Source organism: Cupriavidus campinensis (assembly GCF_905397395.1).
In the GTDB taxonomy this organism is placed as follows: Bacteria; Pseudomonadota; Gammaproteobacteria; order Burkholderiales; family Burkholderiaceae; genus Cupriavidus; species Cupriavidus campinensis.
The window spans coordinates 13,512-30,319 of sequence record NZ_CAJPVH010000010.1; the positions used below are offsets into that span (position 1 = coordinate 13,512).

Here is a 16,808-nt window from a genome sequence, read left to right on the forward strand (position 1 = left end):
AACGAGACAAAGAACAGGACGAGACATGCCCACGCTGGAAACCAAACTGAACGCACGCTCGGAAGCCTTCAAGGCCAATGCCGAGGCCATGCAGGCACTGGTGGCGGACCTCAAGGCCCGCATCGCCAAACTGGCCGAAGGCGGCGGCGAGGAAGCCCGCGCCAAGCACCTGGGGCGCGGCAAGCTGCTGCCGCGCGACCGCGTGCAGCAACTGCTCGATCCGGGCACGCCGTTCCTGGAGCTGTCGCAACTGGCCGCGTACGAGATGTACGACAACGCCGCGCCGGGCGCCGGCATCATCACCGGCATCGGCCGGGTGGCCGGCCAGGAATGCGTGATCGTCTGCAACGACGCCACGGTCAAGGGCGGCACCTACTACCCGATCACGGTCAAGAAGCACGTGCGCGCGCAGGAGATTGCCGAAGAGAACAACCTGCCGTGCATCTATCTGGTCGATTCGGGCGGCGCCAACCTGCCCAATCAGGACGATGTCTTCCCGGACCGCGACCACTTCGGCCGCATCTTCTACAACCAGGCCAACCTGTCCGCCAAGGGCATTCCGCAGATCGCCGTGGTGATGGGTTCCTGCACGGCCGGCGGCGCCTACGTGCCGGCGATGAGCGACGAGTCGATCATCGTCAAGGACCAGGGCACGATCTTCCTGGGCGGCCCGCCGCTGGTGAAGGCCGCCACCGGCGAGGAAGTCAGCGCCGAGGACCTGGGCGGCGCGGACGTTCACACCCGGCTGTCCGGCGTGGCCGACTACTTCGCCCAGAACGACCACCACGCGCTGTCCCTGGCGCGCAACATCGTCCAGCACCTGAACCGGCGCAAGCCGGACCAGATCCGCCTGCACGAGCCGGCGCCGCCGCTGTATCCCACCGAGGAACTGTACGGCGTGATCCCCACCGACACGCGCAAGCCCTACGACGTGCGCGAGGTCATCGCCCGCCTCGTCGATGGCTCGGAATTCGACGAATTCAAGGCGCGCTACGGCACCACGCTGGTCTGCGGCTTCGCACGGATCTGGGGCTACCCGGTGGGCATCATCGCCAACAACGGCATCCTGTTTTCGGAGTCGGCGCTCAAGGGCGCGCACTTTATCGAGCTGTGCTGCCAGCGCAAGATCCCGCTGGTGTTCCTGCAGAACATCACCGGCTTCATGGTGGGCCGCAAATACGAGAACGAAGGCATCGCCCGCAACGGCGCCAAGATGGTGACCGCCGTGGCCACGGCGCAGGTGCCGAAGTTCACGGTCATCATCGGCGGCTCGTTCGGCGCCGGCAACTACGGCATGTGCGGCCGCGCCTACTCGCCGCGCTTCCTGTGGATGTGGCCGAACGCGCGGATTTCGGTGATGGGGGGCGAGCAGGCGGCCAGCGTGCTGGCCACGGTGCGGCGCGACGGCATCGAGGGGCGCGGCGGCAAGTGGAGCGCGGACGAGGAGGAAGCGTTCAAGCAGCCCATCCGCGACCAGTACGAGCATCAGGGCCACCCGTACTACGCCAGCGCGCGGCTCTGGGACGATGGGGTGATCGATCCGGCGCAGACGCGTACCGTGCTGGGCCTCGGCTTGTCCGCCAGCCTCAACGCGCCCATCGGCGACATGAAGTTCGGCGTGTTCCGGATGTAGGCCCGCGCTTGCGCCGTTGCCGTTTCGACCTTTCGTTCACCGTATTTTTTCTGGTTTGACCATGCTTCGCCTTGCCCCCCTCGTTCGCGGCGTTGCCGTCGCGCTGGCCTGCGTCACGCTGTGCGGGGCGGCCCTCGCCCAGTCGGCCCAGGCCGCGCTGCCGCCGCGCACGATCGAGCGCGTGGTGATGGTGCCCAAGGCCGGCGCGGACGCCAACGTGGACCTGGAGACCACCATCTTCCGGCCCGCCGCCGATGGCCGCTACCCGCTGGTGGTGATCAACCACGGCAAGGCGCCCGGCAAGCCCGCCTACCAGGGCCGCGCGCGCTTTGCCGCGCAAAGCGCTGAGTTCGTGCGGCGCGGCTACGTGGTGGCGCTGCCGATGCGGCAGGGCTTCTCGAAGTCCGGCGGCGCCTACGTGGGCGGCAGCTGCAACATCAGCGCCAACGGCATGGCGCAGGCCGAAGACGTGATCGCCGCGCTCGACTACCTCGTGCAGCAGCCCTATGTGGACCCGACCCGCATCGTAGTGATCGGCCAGTCACATGGCGGGCTCTCGACCATGGCGCTGTCCGCCATCGGCTATCCGGGCGTGCGCGGCGTGGTCAACTTCGCCGGCGGGCTGCGCAATGCTGCCTGCGCCGGCTGGGAGAACAACCTGATCGATGCGTTCGGCGACTACGGCCGCACGGCGCGCTACCCGTCGCTCTGGTTCTACGGCGACAACGACAGCTTCTGGCCCTGGCCGCTGCCCGAGCGGCTGTACAACAACTACAAGGCGACCGCGAGCGGCCCCGCCGCCGACGCGCGCTTCGTCAACGTGGGCGAGTTCGATGGCGACTCGCACCGGCTGTTCAGCAGCCGCCACGGCATTGCGCTGTGGCTGCCGGAGGTCGATGCTTTCTTCCACCATATCGGCATGCCGTTCGACGACGACGCGCCGGAAGACCCGCCCAAGCCAGCCGGCGCCACAGAACGCGCCTCCTGACCCCCCATCGATGCACCGGAGACAGAGACCATGCACTTCACCACGCTGAACGTGACCGCCGCGCACCACGTTGCCACGGTCACGCTGAACCGCCCGGACGTGCGCAACGCGTTCAACGAAACCGTGATTGCCGAGGTGACCGGCGCCTTCCGCGCGCTGGGCGATACCCCCGAGGTGCGCGCCATCGTGCTGGCCGGCAACGGCCCGGCCTTCTGCGCCGGCGCGGACCTGAACTGGATGAAGAAGATGGCCGGCTACACGGACGATGAAAACCGTGCCGACGCGCTGACGCTGGCCCAGATGCTCCACACCATCTGGGCCTGCCCGAAGCCCGTCATCGCCCGCATCCACGGCGACACCTACGCCGGCGGCGTGGGCCTGGTGGCCGCGTGCGACATCGCCGTGGCTGCCGAGCCGGCCAACTTCTGCCTGTCCGAGGCCAGGCTTGGCCTGCTGCCGGCCACCATCAGCCCCTATGTGATCCGGGCGATGGGCGAGCAGGCGGCGCGGCGCTACTTCATCACGGCGGAACGGTTCGACGCCGCCGAGGCGCTGCGGCTCGGCTTCGTCCACGCTGTGGTGCCCGCCGCACAACTGGACACGAAAGTGGCCGAGATCGCCGCCGCGCTGGTCGCCAACAGCCCCAACGCCGTGCGCGAGAGCAAGCGGCTGGTGCAGGACGTGGCGGGGCGCGCCATCGACAACGACCTGCTGGCCGACACCGCGAACCGCATCGCGGCGATCCGTGCGTCCGAGGAAGGGCGCGAGGGCGTGCGCGCTTTCCTCGAAAAACGCGCGCCGGCATGGCGTCCGCAATGATTTTTTTTGCCGGTTTGTTTCGGGACGTTGCCGGACGTTAGCCGCCGGAAGCCGGATTGGCGCGACGCGTGCGTCACCGCATCCGCCAACATCGCGCAACATCGGCCAAATAGCCGCTAACGTACCGGGGCAGCCCGGTTTGCCAAGTCCCCAAGGACCTTCCTACCATGAGCCTCCCCATTCCGTCCTGCCTGCCAGCGCGCCCCGGCCTCGTCCGGCGTGGCGCCGGCGTGGACGGACAACAAAGGAGGCTTCCCTTGGCACATCCGGAACACCTTTCTTCCCCAGCGGCTGACGGATCACTCGCCGCGCGCAGCCAGCGCGCCGTGTGGCACCCGTGCACGCGCCTGCGGCCCGACGCGGGCGCCAACGAGCCGCCGCTGGCCATCGCGCGTGGCGAAGGCCCGTGGCTGATCGACACCGACGGCCGCCGCTACTTCGACGCCATCAGTTCGTGGTGGGTCAACCTGTTCGGCCACGCCAACCCGGTCATCAACGCCGCGCTGGCGGACCAGATGCAGACGCTCGAACACGTGATGCTGGCCGGCTGCACGCACGCGCCGGCCGTGGAACTGGCCGAGCGGCTGTCGGCGCTGACCGGCGGCGCGCTCGGCAATACGTTCTATGCGTCCGATGGCGCGTCGGCGGTGGAGATCGCGCTCAAGATGAGCTTCCACTACTGGCACAACACCGGGCTGCCGGCCAAGCGCGAGTTCGTGTGCCTGCGCCACAGCTACCACGGCGAGACGATGGGCGCGCTGGCCGTGACCGACGTGGCGATCTTCCGCGACGCCTACGCCCCGCTCACGCGCCGCGCCCACGTGGTGATGTCGCCGGACGCCCGCCAGGCGAATCCTGGCGAGAGCGCCGCCGATGTCGCCACCCGCGCGCTGGCCGACCTGGAAGCGCTGCTGCGCGAACGCGCCGGCCAGATCGCCGCGCTGATCGTCGAGCCGCTGGTGCAGGGCGCCGCCGGCATGGCGATGTATGACCCGTCCTATCTGGAAGGCGCCCGGGCGCTGTGCGACCGCTATCGCGTGCACCTGATTGCCGACGAGATTGCCGTGGGCTGTGGCCGCACCGGCACCTTCTTCGCCTGGGAGCAGGCGCGCGAGCGTCAGGAGGGCGAGGCGCTGCCCGCCCACGCGTGGCCGGATTTCCTGTGCCTGTCGAAGGGCATCAGCGGCGGCTACCTGCCGCTCTCGCTGGTGCTGTCGCGCCCGGAGATCCAGCGCGCCTTCGTGGCCGACGACATCGCGCGCAGCTTCCTCCACTCGCACTCGTACACCGGCAACCCGCTGGCCTGCCGCGCCGCGCTGGCCACGCTCGACCTGTTCGATTCGGAAGACGTGCTCGCCCGCAACCGCGAGCGCGCCCGCTGGCTGGCCGACGCCATGGCGCCGCTGGCCGCCGACCCGCGCCTCGTCAACGTGCGCCAGCGCGGCATGATCTGGGCCGCCGATGTGGACCCGGAGGTCGCCGGCGCCGATTTCGCGTCGCGCTTCCATCTGGCCGCGCGCGAACAGGGCGTGCTGGCGCGCCCCATCGGCCACACCATCTATCTGATGCCGCCGTACGTGTTCGACCAGACACTCGCTGAATGGCTGGGCGAGCAGCTGCTGGCCACGCTGCACGCCGTGGCGGGACCGATGCCGGAGGTGCGCCATGCTGCTTGAGCAACTGACCCGCGCCGCCGCCGACCGCGAAGCCCAGGCGCTGACGCGCCGGCGCCGCATCGCCCACACGGCCTGCGCGCCGCACCAGTCGGTGGGCGCCATCGACGCCAGGCCGGTGCCGCTGCTGACCTTCAGCAGCAACGACTACCTCGGGCTGGCCAACCATCCGGCGATTGCCGAGGCGCTGGCCGATGGCGCGCGCCGCTATGGCGCCGGCAGCGGGGCCTCCCACCTCGTCAGCGGCCACTCGATTGCGCACGCCCAGCTCGAACAGGAACTGGCGCGGTGGCTGGCGCCGCATATCCCGCAGGCGCAGGCGCTGTACTTCTGCACCGGCTATATGGCGAACCTTGCCGTGCTGACCTCGCTCGGCACCGCCGGCGCGACGCTGTTCTGCGAGGCGCTGAACCATGCCTCGCTGATCGACGGCGCCCGGCTGGCCCGTGCCGATGTGCAGCGTTATCCGCATGGCGATCTGGCCGCGTTGGACGCCCAGCTCGCCGCCCACACCGGCGGCCTGAAGCTGATCGTGACCGACAGCGTGTTCAGCATGGATGGCGATATCGCGCCGCTGGCTGGCCTGCTGGCACTGGCCGAGCGCCACGATGCGTGGATCATCGTCGACGATGCCCACGGCTTCGGCGCGTTGGGCGAGAACGGGCGGGGCGTGCTGGAGCACCTCGGCCTGCGCTCGGAACGGCTGATCTATATCGGCACGCTGGGCAAGGCCGCCGGCGTGGCCGGGGCGTTCGTGGCGGCGCACGCCACGATCATCGAGCATCTGGTGAACACCGCGCGCCCCTATATCTATACGACGGCGGCGCCGCCGGCCGTGGCGCACGCGCTGCTGACCAGCCTGACGATCATCGCCGGCGAGGAAGGGCGCCAGCGCCGCGCGCAACTGGGCGGCCTGATTGCCACGCTGCGCGACGGGCTGGGACGGCTGGCCGCCCAGGCCGGCTGGACGCTGGGCGAGAGCGACACGGCAATCCAGCCGCTGATCGTGGGCGACAACGCCGCCGCGCTGGCGCTGTCCGCCGCGCTGGAGGCCGAGGGCATCCGCGTGGGCGCGATCCGGCCGCCGACCGTGCCGGCCGGCACCGCGCGGCTGCGCATCACGCTGTCCGCCTCGCACACCGCGCAGGATGTGCAACGGCTGCTAGATGCCATCGCGCGGGCGGTCCCGCACCGGGAGGCCGCATGACGGACATCGACAAATCCATCGACAAGGACCAAGGCGAGGACAAAGGCGGGGACAACCGGCCGGGCCGCGTGGCCTGTTTCGTGACCGGCACCGATACCGGCGTTGGCAAGACCCACGCCACGGCCACGCTGCTGCACGCGCTGCACGCGGCGGGCTACACCACGGTCGGCATGAAGCCGGTGGCGAGTGGCGGCGAGTGGCTGGACGAGCGCTGGCAGAACGACGACGTGGAGCAGTTGCGCGCCGCCGGCTCGGTGATCGTGCCGCAGGAGGAGATGTGCCCGTTCCTGATGCGCACGCCGGTGTCGCCGCACCTGGCGGCGGCCATGGAGGGGCTGCGCATCACGCGCGAGCCGATCCGGACCGCGTTCACGTCGCTGCGCCATCGCGCCGAAGCCGTGGTGGTGGAGGGCGTGGGCGGTTTCCAGGTGCCGCTCGACGTGGGCGCCGCGCGCTGGAACACCGCCGACCTGGCTGAAATGCTCAACCTGCCCGTGGTGATGGTGGTGGGCGTCCGGCTTGGCTGCCTGAACCACGCGATGCTGACCGCCGATGCGGTGCGCGCGCGCGGGCTCACGCTGGCCGGCTGGATCGCCAACCGCATCGACCCCGACATGCTGCTGCCGTGCGAGAACATCGCCACGCTGCACGACGCGCTCGGCGCGCCTTGCCTGGGCGAGCTGCCCTGGCAGGTGGCCCCCGCCGTGGCGGCGACCGAACTCGACCTCGCCCCGCTGCTGGCCAGCATGCCGCCGCATATCCGATACACCGCCGTGGCCCAGTACGCTGACTGAGCCCCGACTACACAGAATCCCCAAAAAGATCATGACGCAACAATCGCAACAGACCCCCGCCCAGACCGTCGCCACGATTTCCGCCGACGCCCTGCGCCAGTCCGCCCGCAACCTGCAAGCCGCCGCCGAGCGTGACGAAAACGCCGCATGGCGTGTCGATGACGTCGCCGCGCTGTTCGCGCTGCCGTTCAACGACCTGCTGTTCCGCGCGCAGCAAGTGCATCGGGAACACTTCGACGCCAACACGGTGCAGCTTTCCACGCTGCTGTCGATCAAGACGGGCGGCTGCGAGGAGGATTGCGGCTACTGCCCGCAGAGCGCGCACCACGACGCCGGCGTGAAGGCCGAGAAGCTGATGGAGCTGGACGCCGTGCTGGAGGCCGCCCGCAACGCCAAGGCCAACGGCGCCACGCGCTTCTGCATGGGCGCCGCCTGGCGCAGCCCGAAGGACCGCCATCTGGAGCCGGTGATCGACATGGTGCGCGAGGTCAAGGCGATGGGCCTGGAGACCTGCGTGACGCTGGGCATGCTCAAGGCCGAGCAGGCGCAGCGCCTGGCCGACGCCGGCCTGGACTACTACAACCACAACCTCGATACCTCGCCCGAGTTCTACGGCAAGATCATCGGCACGCGGACCTACCAGGACCGCCTGGACACCATCGGCCACGTGCGCGGCGCCGGCATCAACGTCTGCTGCGGCGGCATCGTCGGCATGGGCGAGGCGCGCGAGGCACGCGCCGGCCTGATCGCCCAGCTGGCCAACCTGGACCCGTACCCCGAGTCGGTTCCCATCAACAACCTGGTGCAGGTGGAGGGCACGCCGCTGGCGGGCACCGAAGCGCTGGACCCGTTCGAGTTCGTCCGCACGATTGCCGTGGCACGCATCACCATGCCGCGCGCGATGGTGCGCCTGTCCGCCGGCCGCGAGGCCATGGACGAAGCGTTGCAGGCGCTGTGCTTCATGGCCGGCGCCAATTCGATTTTCTATGGCGAAAAGCTGCTGACTACCGGCAACCCGCAGGCCGAGCGCGACCGCGCGCTGCTGGCCCGGCTCGACATCCGCGCGGAAGGCTACGCGGGATGACGGCCCTGCCGTGAGGTAAGCAACTGGCCGCCCCCCGGATAACAAGGGAAACAAAGGAGGAGCCATGTTCAACAAGATCCTGATCGCCAACCGTGGCGAGATTGCCTGCCGCGTGGCGGCCACGTGCCGCCGGCTGGGCATCCGCACGGTGGCCGTCTACTCCGATGCGGACGCGAACGCGCGCCATGTGGCGTTCTGCGACGAAGCCGTGCATATCGGCGGCCCGGCCGCGCGCGACAGCTACCTGCGCGCGGACCACATCATCGAGATGGCCAAGGAGACCGGTGCCCAGGCCATCCACCCGGGCTACGGCTTCCTGTCCGAGAACGAGGCATTCGCGCAGGCGTGCGCCGCCGAGGGGCTGGTCTTCATCGGCCCGCCGGCCTCGGCCATCCACGCCATGGGCAGCAAGAGCGCGGCCAAGCAGCTGATGGAAAAGGCATCCGTGCCGCTGGTGCCCGGCTACCACGGCGAGGATCAGGACCCGGCGCTGCTGCGCCGCGAGGCCGACCGCATCGGCTACCCGGTGCTGATCAAGGCCAGCGCGGGCGGCGGCGGCAAGGGCATGCGCGTGGTGGAGGCGGGCGAGGGCTTCGAGGCCGCGCTGGCCTCGGTCAAGCGCGAGGCATCGGCCAGCTTCGGCGACGACAAGGTGCTGGTGGAGAAGTACCTGACCCGCCCGCGCCATATCGAGATTCAGGTTTTTGCCGACACCCACGGCAACTGCGTCTACCTGTTCGAGCGCGACTGCTCGGTGCAGCGGCGCCATCAGAAGGTGCTGGAGGAGGCCCCCGCGCCCGGCATGACCGAGGAACGGCGCCGCGCGATGGGCGAGGCGGCGGTGGCGGCGGCCAAGGCCGTGGGCTACGTCGGCGCCGGCACGGTCGAGTTCATCGCCAATCAGGACGGCTCGTTCTACTTCATGGAGATGAACACCCGCCTCCAGGTGGAGCATCCGGTCACGGAGATGATTACCGGCCAGGATCTGGTGGAGTGGCAGTTGCGCGTGGCGGCCGGCGAGCCGCTGCCGCTGACGCAGGACCAGCTCCACATCCACGGCCACGCGCTGGAAGCGCGCATCTACGCCGAGAACCCCGACAACCAGTTCCTGCCGTCCACGGGCACGCTGCGCTTCCTGCGCACGCCGCCGGCGGTGCAGTTCATGCTTGGCGGGGACTCCCACGGCCCGGCAGGCGTGCGGATCGATGCCGGCGTGCGCGAGGGCGACACCATCAGCCCGTTTTATGACCCGATGATCGCCAAGCTGATCGTCTGGGGCCCCAACCGCGACGCGGCGCTGGCGCGCATGGAGCAGGCGCTGGGCGGCTACCACGTGGTGGGGCTGCAAACCAACGTCGCCTTCCTGCAGCGGCTGGTCAAATCCGAGGCGTTCCGCACGGCAGACCTCGACACCGGCCTGATCGAACGTAACCAGTCCGTGCTGTTCCCGCCGCCCAAGGCGGCCGGCATGGAGGCCATTGCGCTGGCCGTGGCCGCGCTGCTCGAGCGCGAGACGCGCACGCGCCGCATCGACGAGGCCGACCGCCATTCGCCGTGGACCCACGCCGGCCCGTGGCGCCTGAACGGCCGGGAGTCCCGTACGCTGTACTTCTCGCACCGTGGCAACAAGGTGGAAGTGGTGCTGCGCGCCGACCCGCGCCGCAGCACGCTGATCTATGCCGATCAGGCAGCGCCGTTCGCCTATGTGTTCAAGGCGGATGACATCCGCGTGGACCTGGGCACCCGCCGCACCCACGGCCAGGTACACGTGGAGGGCGACATGTTCCACGTCTTCACGGCCGGCCGGCACACGGAACTGGCGTGGCTGGACCCGCTGGCCCACGCCGGCGAGGCCGAGAGCGAGGGCGGCAAGCTCACCGCGCCGATGCCGGGCAAGGTGATCGCGGTAATGGTCCAGCCGGGCAGCACCGTCACGCGCGGCACCCCGCTGCTGGTGATGGAAGCCATGAAGATGGAACACACCATCAGCGCACCCGCCGACGGCGTGGTCAGCGAAGTGCTCTACGGCGTGGGCGAGCAGGTGGCGGAAGGCGCGCAACTGCTGGCGTTTGCGGTGGCGGTGGCGGAGGCGGCTGGCGCCTGACCGGCGAACGCCGTCCCGTGCCAAAATGCCCCCACAACACCCCCGAAAAGAACTGGAGTCGAGATGAAGTTGCAGTTGTACGTGCCGGATGGCCGCTATGAACCCTGGATCGAAGGCTTTGCCGAGGCGCTGCCCGAGGCGCAATGCCTGAAGTGGGAGGAAAGCCAGGGCGAGGCCGCCGACTACGCCGTGGTCTGGCGTCCGCCCGTGGCCATGCTGCGCGGCCGCCAGGACCTGCGCGCGGTGTTCAACCTCGGTGCCGGCGTGGACGGCATCCTGCGCCTGCGCGATGAAGACCCGGACGCGCTGCCGGCCGGCGTGCCCATCGTGCGGCTCGATGACGCCGGCATGGCCGCCCAGATGGCCGAATACGTCACCGCCGCCGTGCTGCGCTACTTCCGCAAGCTCGACGCCTACGACGCCCAGGAACGCGCCGGCACGTGGAAATTCCTCAAGCCCCATCGCCGCGCCGACTTCACCATCGGCGTGATGGGCATCGGTACGCTGGGCGCCCACATCGCCCGCACGCTGGCGGGCTTCGGCTTCCCGGTGCGGGGCTGGAGCCGCTCGGCAAAGGCCGTGGATGGCGTGGAATCGTTCCATGGTGAGGATGGCCAGCGCGCCTTCCTCGACGGCCTGCACGTGCTGGTGAACGTGCTGCCGCTGACCGCCGAGACCGAGGACATCATCGACACCGGCCTGCTCTACCGCCTGGCCCGGGGCGCCTATGTGATCAACGTGGCGCGCGGCCCGCACCTGGTGGAAGACGACCTGCTGGCCGCCGTGCGCGAAGGGCAGATCGCCGGCGCCACGCTGGACGTCTTCCGCACCGAGCCGCTGCCGGCCGACCATCCGTTCTGGCAGGAACCGCGCATCACCATTACGCCGCATATCTCGGCGCTGACGCTGCGCGAGGACAGCATCGCCCAGATCGCCGGCAAGATCCGCGCGCTGGCCGAAGGCAAGCCGATTGCCGGCGTGGTGGACCTGCAGCGCGGCTACTGAGCCGGGCCCGCACGCCTAGACAAGGAACGAGGAGACAGCCATGACCCTGCCCCAGTACGTGAAGATCGTCGAAGTGGGCCCGCGCGACGGGCTCCAGAACGAAAAAGCGATGGTGCCCGCCGACGTCAAGGTGGCACTGATCAACCAGCTCACCGACGCGGGCTTCGTCAATATCGAAGCCGCGTCGTTCGTCTCGCCCAAGTGGGTGCCGCAGATGGCGGACGGCGCCGAGGTCATGGCGCGCATCCAGCGCCGCCCCGGCACGCTGTATTCGGCCCTGACGCCGAACTTGCGCGGCTTCGAGGGCGCCGTGGCGGCCGGGGCCGACGAGGTGGTGATCTTCGGCGCGGCCAGCGAGGCGTTCTCGCAGAAGAACATCAACTGCTCGATCGCCGAGTCCATCGCCCGCTTCGAGCCGGTGGCGGCTGCCGCCAAGGAAGCCGGCGTGCGGCTGCGCGGCAGCATCTCGTGCACGCTGGGCTGCCCGTATCAGGGCGAGGTGTCCGTCCACGACGTGGTGGACGTGGTGCGCCGCATGCGCGACCTGGGCTGCGACGAGATCGACATCGCCGATACCATCGGCGTGGGCACGCCCACCCGGGTGCAGGAGGTGATGCGCGCGGCGTCGATGGAGTTTGCGATCGACCGGCTCTCGGGCCACTTCCACGATACCTACGGGCAGGCGCTGTCCAACATCCTGGCCAGCCTGGAAGTGGGCATCGGCATCTTCCACGCGTCCGTGGCGGGGCTGGGCGGCTGCCCGTACGCCAAGGGCGCCACCGGCAACGTGGCCACCGAGGACGTGCTCTACATGCTCCACGGCATGGGGCTGCATACCGGCATCGACCTGGAAGCGGTGGTGCGCACCGGCGACTACATCTCCCAGGCAATCGGTCGCCCCAACAACTCGCGCGTGGGCCGCGCCCTGCTGACCAAGTGGGCGGCGGCGGACGACGCGGCGGTCTGCACCTGAGCTGCCCCCTATATAGATAGATAAGGAGAATCCACCCATGAGCGCGTCCCCCGCATCCAACGAGCCGAACGAACTCGGCGAATTGCCCGACGCCGCGCAGCGCGTGGCCGACCTGCTCGCCGGCATCGGCCATGACCGCCCGGTGGTGATGCTGCCGGCCACCGGCAAGACCTCGGCCGAAGCCGCCGCCGGGCTCGGCTGCAGCGTGGCGGAGATCGCCAAGTCGATCATTTTCCGGCGCGTGGCGGACGACGCCCCGGTGCTCGTCATCGCCAGCGGCAGCAACCGCGTGGACGAGGCCAAGGTAGCCGCCCGCGTGGGCCCGCTGGGCAAGGCCGACGCCAAATTCGTGCGCGAGAAGACCGGCTATGCGATTGGCGGCGTCTGCCCCATCGGCCACGCCGTGCCGCCCGTGATGCTGCTCGACCAGGACCTGTTCCGCTACGAGAGCCTGTGGGCCGCCGCCGGCCATCCGCACGCGGTGTTCAACCTCACGCCGCACCAGCTCCAGGCCATGACCGGCGCCGAAGTCGCCGACGTGGCGGCGCAGGTGGCGCCGGTGACGCCGGTGGCGAGCTGACCCGCGCGATGTCCGCCGTGCTCCCGCCCGCCGCGCGCCGCCTGCAGGCCGACCTCACGCGCGGCGCCGCTGCTGCGCTGGAGGCATCGCCGGTGGCGTCCCCGTGCCGCAACGTCTGCAAGATGGACCCGGTGACCGGCTATTGCGAAGGCTGCCTGCGCACCATCGAGGAAATCGCCGGCTGGTCCCAGGCCGATGACGCCGAGCGCCGGCGCGTGTGGGCGCTGCTGCCCGCGCGCGTGGCGTGGCTGGGCGGAGACGGGGCATGAGCGCGCCGCTAACTTTCCCTCCCTCGCTGCCATCCTCCGTCCGCGTATTCGAGCGCGGTTGGCTGTCGGCCAACAACGTGCTGCTGGTCGATGACGAGACCGGCGACACGGCGCTCGTCGACACCGGCTACCTGACCCACGCCGCCCAGACCGAGGCCCTGGTCGCGGCGGCGCTCGATGGCCGGCCGCTGCGGCAGGTCATCAACACCCATCTCCATTCGGACCATTGCGGCGGCAACGCCGCGCTGCAGGCGCGCTGGCAGCCGCACACGTCGATCCCGGCCGCCGAGGCGGCGGCGGTGTCCGCGTGGGATGACGACGCCCTGAGCTTCGTGGCTACCGGCCAGCAGTGCCAGCGCTTCACCTTCGACGCGCTGCTGCACGATGGCGACCACCTGCGTCTGGGCGGCCTGGACTGGCACGTAGTGGCCGCGCCGGGTCATGACCCGCACGCGGTCATGCTGTTCGCCCCCGGCCCGCGCATCCTGATCTCGGGTGACGCGCTCTGGGAAAACGGCTTCGGCGTGATCTTTCCCGAACTCGACGGCGAAAGCGGCTTCGCGGAACAGGCCGCCGTGCTGGCGCGCATCGCCGAACTCGACGCCCGCCTCGTCATCCCCGGCCATGGCCGCGTGTTCGGCGATGTGTCCGAGGCGGTGGCGCGCGCGCAGGGCCGGCTGGCCCACCTGCGCAGCGACCCGCTGCGCAACGCCAGCCATGCGGTGAAGGTGCTGGTGAAGTTCAAGCTGCTGGAGCAGCAGTCGATGTCGCGCGCCGCGCTGCTGGCGTGGATGCACGGCACGCCGCTGATGCAGCGCATCCACGCGCGCTTCATGGCCGAGACGCCGTTCGAGACGGTGTTCGCCCAGACGCTGCGCGGGTTGGCGGCAGTGGACGCGCTGGCGCTGGACGGCGAGACCGTCCACAACCGCGACTGAGGCCCCCGCGCCATGATGCCGCCGCTGCGGGGCAAGGACTTCATGCTGCGGCCCTTCCGTGCGGCCGATGTGCAGCCGTTCGCGGCGGCCGTGCGGGAGTCGATGGGCACCGTCGGCGCCTGGATGCCGTGGGCCCGGCACGACTACAACACGCTGGACGCCCAGGAGTGGTTCGCGCGTTGCGACGCCAATATGGCGGATGGCTCGGCGTTCGACATCGGCGTGTTCTCGCCCGATGGCCGCGAGCTGTACGGCGGCGTGGCGATCAACCAGATCCGGCCGGAGGACAACCTCGGCAACCTGGGCTACTGGATTCGGGAGAGCCGCCAGCGGCAGGGGCTGGCGGCCGGCGCGGCCACGATGATGGCCTGCCATGGCTTCCACGGGCTCGGCCTGACCCGCATCGAGATCGTGGCGGCCGAGGCCAACGTGGCGAGCCGCGCCGTGGCGGTGAAGATCGGCGCCACGCTGGAATGCATCGCCCGCAACCGGCTGATCCTGCGCGGCAGGCCGGTTGCGGCGGCGGTGTACTCGCTGGTGCCGGAGTGGTTCTCGGGGGGCTGACCCTTAGAACGACGTCCGCATGCCGATCTTGACGCTGCGGCCCGGCAGCGGGGCGATGTCGCGCAGGATCGACGTGGCGCTGCGGGCTTCCTGGTTGGTGAGGTTGTCCCCACGCACGTAGAACAGCGTCTGCACGCCCGATACCTTGAGCTTGTACGTCAGCGCCACGCCCAGCGTGGTGTACGCGTCGGTCGGCGTGTCGCCGCTCGGCACGCGGCTCTGGCGTGCGTTCCAGTTCACGTCCATGCGCGCGCCCCACGGGCCGGCGCCGTAGACCAGCGCGCCGCCCAGCCGTAGCGGGGACAGGCGCGGCAGGGCTTCGCCGGTGTTGCGGTTCTCGCCGTGGACGTAGTCGGCGCGGGCCTCGAAGTCCAGCGTGTCGCTGGTCGTCAGCATCTTCTGCAGCAGCCGCGTCTTGCCCTCGGCCTCGAAGCCGTACAGCGTGGCCGGCACGCCGAGGTATTGCAACTCCGGCAGCGCGCCGTCGCTGCCGGCGGCCACCACGTTGCCTTCCGCGTCGCGGAAGCTGCCCGAATTCACCAGCGCCAGGTAGTTCTGGAAGCGGCTGTAGTAGCCCGAGAGCGAGCCGCTATGGGCGCCCTGCTTGAAGCGCACGCCCAGGTCCAGCGAGGTGGCGCGTTCCTTGTTCGCGTTGGGGTCGCCCACCTCGTACGAGCCGGTGGCCAGGTGGGGGCCGTTGGCGTACAGCTCATAGAACGTGGGCGCGCGTTCGGTATAGGACAGGTTCGTGGTCACCGACCACACCGGGTCCAGCTTCCACAGCAGCCCGGCCGAGGCGCTGCCCGCGTTGAAGCTGCGGTTCGCATCGGTAAAGCGGTCGTTGCCGTTGGCGCTGGCCTTGACGCTGCTGTGATCCAGCCGGCCGCCGAGGTTCAGCTTCAGGTCGCCCGAGGCCACCAGCGGCATTTCCTCGAACACGAAGAGGGCGGCGTTGTCCGTGGCGGTGCTCGGCACGAACGCTTCCTCGCCCAGCGCGGAGAAGTTGGTGTGGCCGAACTGCGTGCCGATCACCCCGGTCATGTTGCCGATCTTGCCGTGCGTGGCTTCCAGGCGGGCGTCCCAGCCGTGGTTCTTGAAGATCGTGCCGGTCTCGCCGTCCTCGATCTCGCGGTGCTCGTAGTCGGTGTAGCTGAACTTGCCCTTCACCGCCTCGATAAAGCCGCCGGTGTTGTTCGACAGGTTGCGCGCCTCGCCCTCCACCGCGTAGCGGTCCTGGCGCATCTTGATGCGCGCATCGGCTTCGGCCGGGGTGCCGTAGTCGTTGCGATAGGTCGAGAAGTTGGCGCCGACGAAGCCATCGGTCCAGGTGTAGGCGCCGCCCATCGCGCCGCCTTCCTGGTGCGCGTTGGTGTTCGGAATCTTGCCGTAGGCCTCGCTCTCGCCCTCGGGCAGCGGCTGGGTGGCGCGCAGGTTGCCGCTGCGCGCGAAGCCGGGGATCTTCAGGTCGCTGGTCTGGCGCACGAAGGCATCGGCGTGCACGGCGAACTGGCCGTTGCCGGCCTCGATCAGGCCGCTGGCGTTGCGGCCCTTGTCGCCGCCGATGGTGCCGCTCACGTCCGCCGCGCCGCTCACGCCGGTAATCGGGTCGCGCGGGATGCGGTTATCGATCACATTCACCACGCCGCCGATGGCGCTGCCGCCGTACATCAGCGCCGCCGGGCCGCGTACCACCTCGATCTTCTCGGCCACCAGCGGGTCGATGGGCACCGCGTGGTCATAGGACAGCGTGGAGGCGTCCAGCGTGGAGCCGCCGTTCTGGAGCACCTTGATGCGGTCGCCATCGAGCCCCCGGATGATCGGCCGGCTCGCGTTCGGGCCGAAATAGGTCGATGTCACGCCGGGCAGGCTGTTCAGCGTCTCGCCGAGTGTGCTGGCCTGGCGCACGGCCAGTGCGTCGCCGCCGAGCGTGGAGACCGGCGCGACCATGTCGTTGAGGTCGCTGCCGAGCGGATTGGCGGTGACCACCACTTCCTTGAGGGTTTGCGGGACGGCCTGAGGGGCGACCGGAGTCGCGGCTTCCTGAGCCGAGGCACCGGCGCTGAAGCCGGCGGTGACGAGAAAGGCGGCAACGGCCGCCAGCGGGGTGCGGCGCACCGCCGAGGAGAAATGAATGGGGGAGGACATGGCTCGCGATTCGAATTCGATGACGAAGCGCG

Annotated in this window: 15 protein-coding genes; 14 read left to right on the forward strand and 1 reads right to left on the reverse strand. The window is 69.8% G+C overall.

Annotation, left to right across the window (positions count from 1 at the left end; translation table 11 throughout):
• The first annotated feature begins 25 nt into the window (after nucleotides 1-25).
• The 14 genes from KHO18_RS08640 (at nucleotide 26) to KHO18_RS08705 (ending at nucleotide 14,631) form a co-directional block, all read left to right on the forward strand.
• Nucleotides 26-1,633 carry a carboxyl transferase domain-containing protein gene (locus KHO18_RS08640; RefSeq protein WP_144199246.1) on the forward strand — a complete coding sequence of 536 codons (1,608 nt, stop codon included), beginning with the start codon at nucleotides 26-28 and terminating at the stop codon, nucleotides 1,631-1,633.
• A gap of 61 nt (nucleotides 1,634-1,694) precedes the next feature.
• A complete protein-coding gene (locus tag KHO18_RS08645; protein ID WP_144199244.1) occupies nucleotides 1,695-2,621 on the forward strand; it encodes a dienelactone hydrolase family protein in 927 nt (308 codons plus the stop codon).
• Between the two features lie 30 nt (nucleotides 2,622-2,651).
• Nucleotides 2,652-3,440: an enoyl-CoA hydratase/isomerase family protein gene (locus KHO18_RS08650; protein ID WP_144199242.1), complete on the forward strand. Its 789-nt coding sequence runs from the start codon at nucleotides 2,652-2,654 to the stop codon at nucleotides 3,438-3,440.
• A 257-nt stretch (nucleotides 3,441-3,697) separates the two neighbouring features.
• Complete coding sequence (gene bioA, locus KHO18_RS08655) at nucleotides 3,698-5,116, forward strand: adenosylmethionine--8-amino-7-oxononanoate transaminase (protein WP_377731805.1); 1,419 nt, start codon at nucleotides 3,698-3,700, stop codon at nucleotides 5,114-5,116.
• On the forward strand, nucleotides 5,106-6,320 hold the full coding sequence (gene bioF, locus KHO18_RS08660) for an 8-amino-7-oxononanoate synthase (protein WP_144199238.1): 1,215 nt from the start codon (nucleotides 5,106-5,108) through the stop codon (nucleotides 6,318-6,320). Before bioA ends, bioF begins: the two co-directional genes overlap by 11 nt.
• On the forward strand, nucleotides 6,317-7,114 hold the full coding sequence (gene bioD / locus KHO18_RS08665) for a dethiobiotin synthase (RefSeq protein WP_211943017.1): 798 nt from the start codon (nucleotides 6,317-6,319) through the stop codon (nucleotides 7,112-7,114). The genes bioF and bioD overlap by 4 nt, the downstream gene beginning before the upstream one ends.
• A 31-nt stretch (nucleotides 7,115-7,145) precedes the next feature.
• Entirely contained in the window at nucleotides 7,146-8,198 is a 1,053-nt protein-coding gene (gene bioB / locus KHO18_RS08670) for a biotin synthase BioB (protein WP_144199234.1), read from the forward strand.
• 64 nt (nucleotides 8,199-8,262) lie between these two features.
• A complete protein-coding gene (locus tag KHO18_RS08675) occupies nucleotides 8,263-10,302 on the forward strand; it encodes an acetyl/propionyl/methylcrotonyl-CoA carboxylase subunit alpha (protein ID WP_211943018.1) in 2,040 nt (679 codons plus the stop codon).
• Nucleotides 10,303-10,365: 63 nt separating this feature from the next.
• Nucleotides 10,366-11,307 carry a 2-hydroxyacid dehydrogenase gene (locus tag KHO18_RS08680; protein ID WP_144199230.1) on the forward strand — a complete coding sequence of 314 codons (942 nt, stop codon included), beginning with the start codon at nucleotides 10,366-10,368 and terminating at the stop codon, nucleotides 11,305-11,307.
• A 40-nt stretch (nucleotides 11,308-11,347) separates the two neighbouring features.
• Nucleotides 11,348-12,280: a hydroxymethylglutaryl-CoA lyase gene (locus KHO18_RS08685; RefSeq protein WP_211943019.1), complete on the forward strand. Its 933-nt coding sequence runs from the start codon at nucleotides 11,348-11,350 to the stop codon at nucleotides 12,278-12,280.
• Between the two features lie 37 nt (nucleotides 12,281-12,317).
• Nucleotides 12,318-12,860, forward strand: coding sequence for a YbaK/EbsC family protein (locus KHO18_RS08690; protein WP_211943020.1), 543 nt, complete (start codon nucleotides 12,318-12,320; stop codon nucleotides 12,858-12,860).
• Between the two features lie 8 nt (nucleotides 12,861-12,868).
• A complete protein-coding gene (locus KHO18_RS08695) occupies nucleotides 12,869-13,129 on the forward strand; it encodes a DUF1289 domain-containing protein (protein WP_144199224.1) in 261 nt (86 codons plus the stop codon).
• Nucleotides 13,126-14,067, forward strand: coding sequence for an MBL fold metallo-hydrolase (locus KHO18_RS08700; protein ID WP_211943021.1), 942 nt, complete (start codon nucleotides 13,126-13,128; stop codon nucleotides 14,065-14,067). Before KHO18_RS08695 ends, KHO18_RS08700 begins: the two co-directional genes overlap by 4 nt.
• Before the next feature lie 15 nt (nucleotides 14,068-14,082).
• Complete coding sequence (locus tag KHO18_RS08705) at nucleotides 14,083-14,631, forward strand: GNAT family N-acetyltransferase (protein WP_149137608.1); 549 nt, start codon at nucleotides 14,083-14,085, stop codon at nucleotides 14,629-14,631.
• Between the two features lie 3 nt (nucleotides 14,632-14,634).
• On the opposite strand, the gene KHO18_RS08710 is transcribed toward KHO18_RS08705, so the two are convergent.
• The gene (locus KHO18_RS08710; protein WP_211943022.1) at nucleotides 14,635-16,776 is read right to left on the reverse strand and encodes a TonB-dependent receptor; all 2,142 of its coding nucleotides are present in this window, start codon (nucleotides 16,774-16,776) and stop codon (nucleotides 14,635-14,637) included.
• Between the last annotated feature and the right edge of the window lie 32 nt (nucleotides 16,777-16,808).

What these genes read in the sequence shown, in the direction of transcription:
- KHO18_RS08695 (WP_144199224.1), top strand. Translation starts at nt 12,869, where the DNA reads ATGTCCGCCGTGCTCCCGCCCGCCGCGCGCCGCCTGCAGGCCGACCTC.
- KHO18_RS08690 (WP_211943020.1), top strand. Translation starts at nt 12,318, where the DNA reads ATGAGCGCGTCCCCCGCATCCAACGAGCCGAACGAACTCGGCGAATTG.
- bioB (WP_144199234.1), top strand. Translation starts at nt 7,146, where the DNA reads ATGACGCAACAATCGCAACAGACCCCCGCCCAGACCGTCGCCACGATT.
- KHO18_RS08705 (WP_149137608.1), top strand. Translation starts at nt 14,083, where the DNA reads ATGCCGCCGCTGCGGGGCAAGGACTTCATGCTGCGGCCCTTCCGTGCG.
- bioD (WP_211943017.1), top strand. Translation starts at nt 6,317, where the DNA reads ATGACGGACATCGACAAATCCATCGACAAGGACCAAGGCGAGGACAAA.
- KHO18_RS08675 (WP_211943018.1), top strand. Translation starts at nt 8,263, where the DNA reads ATGTTCAACAAGATCCTGATCGCCAACCGTGGCGAGATTGCCTGCCGC.
- KHO18_RS08710 (WP_211943022.1), bottom strand. Translation starts at nt 16,776, where the DNA reads ATGTCCTCCCCCATTCATTTCTCCTCGGCGGTGCGCCGCACCCCGCTG.
- KHO18_RS08640 (WP_144199246.1), top strand. Translation starts at nt 26, where the DNA reads ATGCCCACGCTGGAAACCAAACTGAACGCACGCTCGGAAGCCTTCAAG.
- bioF (WP_144199238.1), top strand. Translation starts at nt 5,106, where the DNA reads ATGCTGCTTGAGCAACTGACCCGCGCCGCCGCCGACCGCGAAGCCCAG.
- KHO18_RS08650 (WP_144199242.1), top strand. Translation starts at nt 2,652, where the DNA reads ATGCACTTCACCACGCTGAACGTGACCGCCGCGCACCACGTTGCCACG.
- KHO18_RS08680 (WP_144199230.1), top strand. Translation starts at nt 10,366, where the DNA reads ATGAAGTTGCAGTTGTACGTGCCGGATGGCCGCTATGAACCCTGGATC.
- KHO18_RS08685 (WP_211943019.1), top strand. Translation starts at nt 11,348, where the DNA reads ATGACCCTGCCCCAGTACGTGAAGATCGTCGAAGTGGGCCCGCGCGAC.
- KHO18_RS08645 (WP_144199244.1), top strand. Translation starts at nt 1,695, where the DNA reads ATGCTTCGCCTTGCCCCCCTCGTTCGCGGCGTTGCCGTCGCGCTGGCC.
- KHO18_RS08700 (WP_211943021.1), top strand. Translation starts at nt 13,126, where the DNA reads ATGAGCGCGCCGCTAACTTTCCCTCCCTCGCTGCCATCCTCCGTCCGC.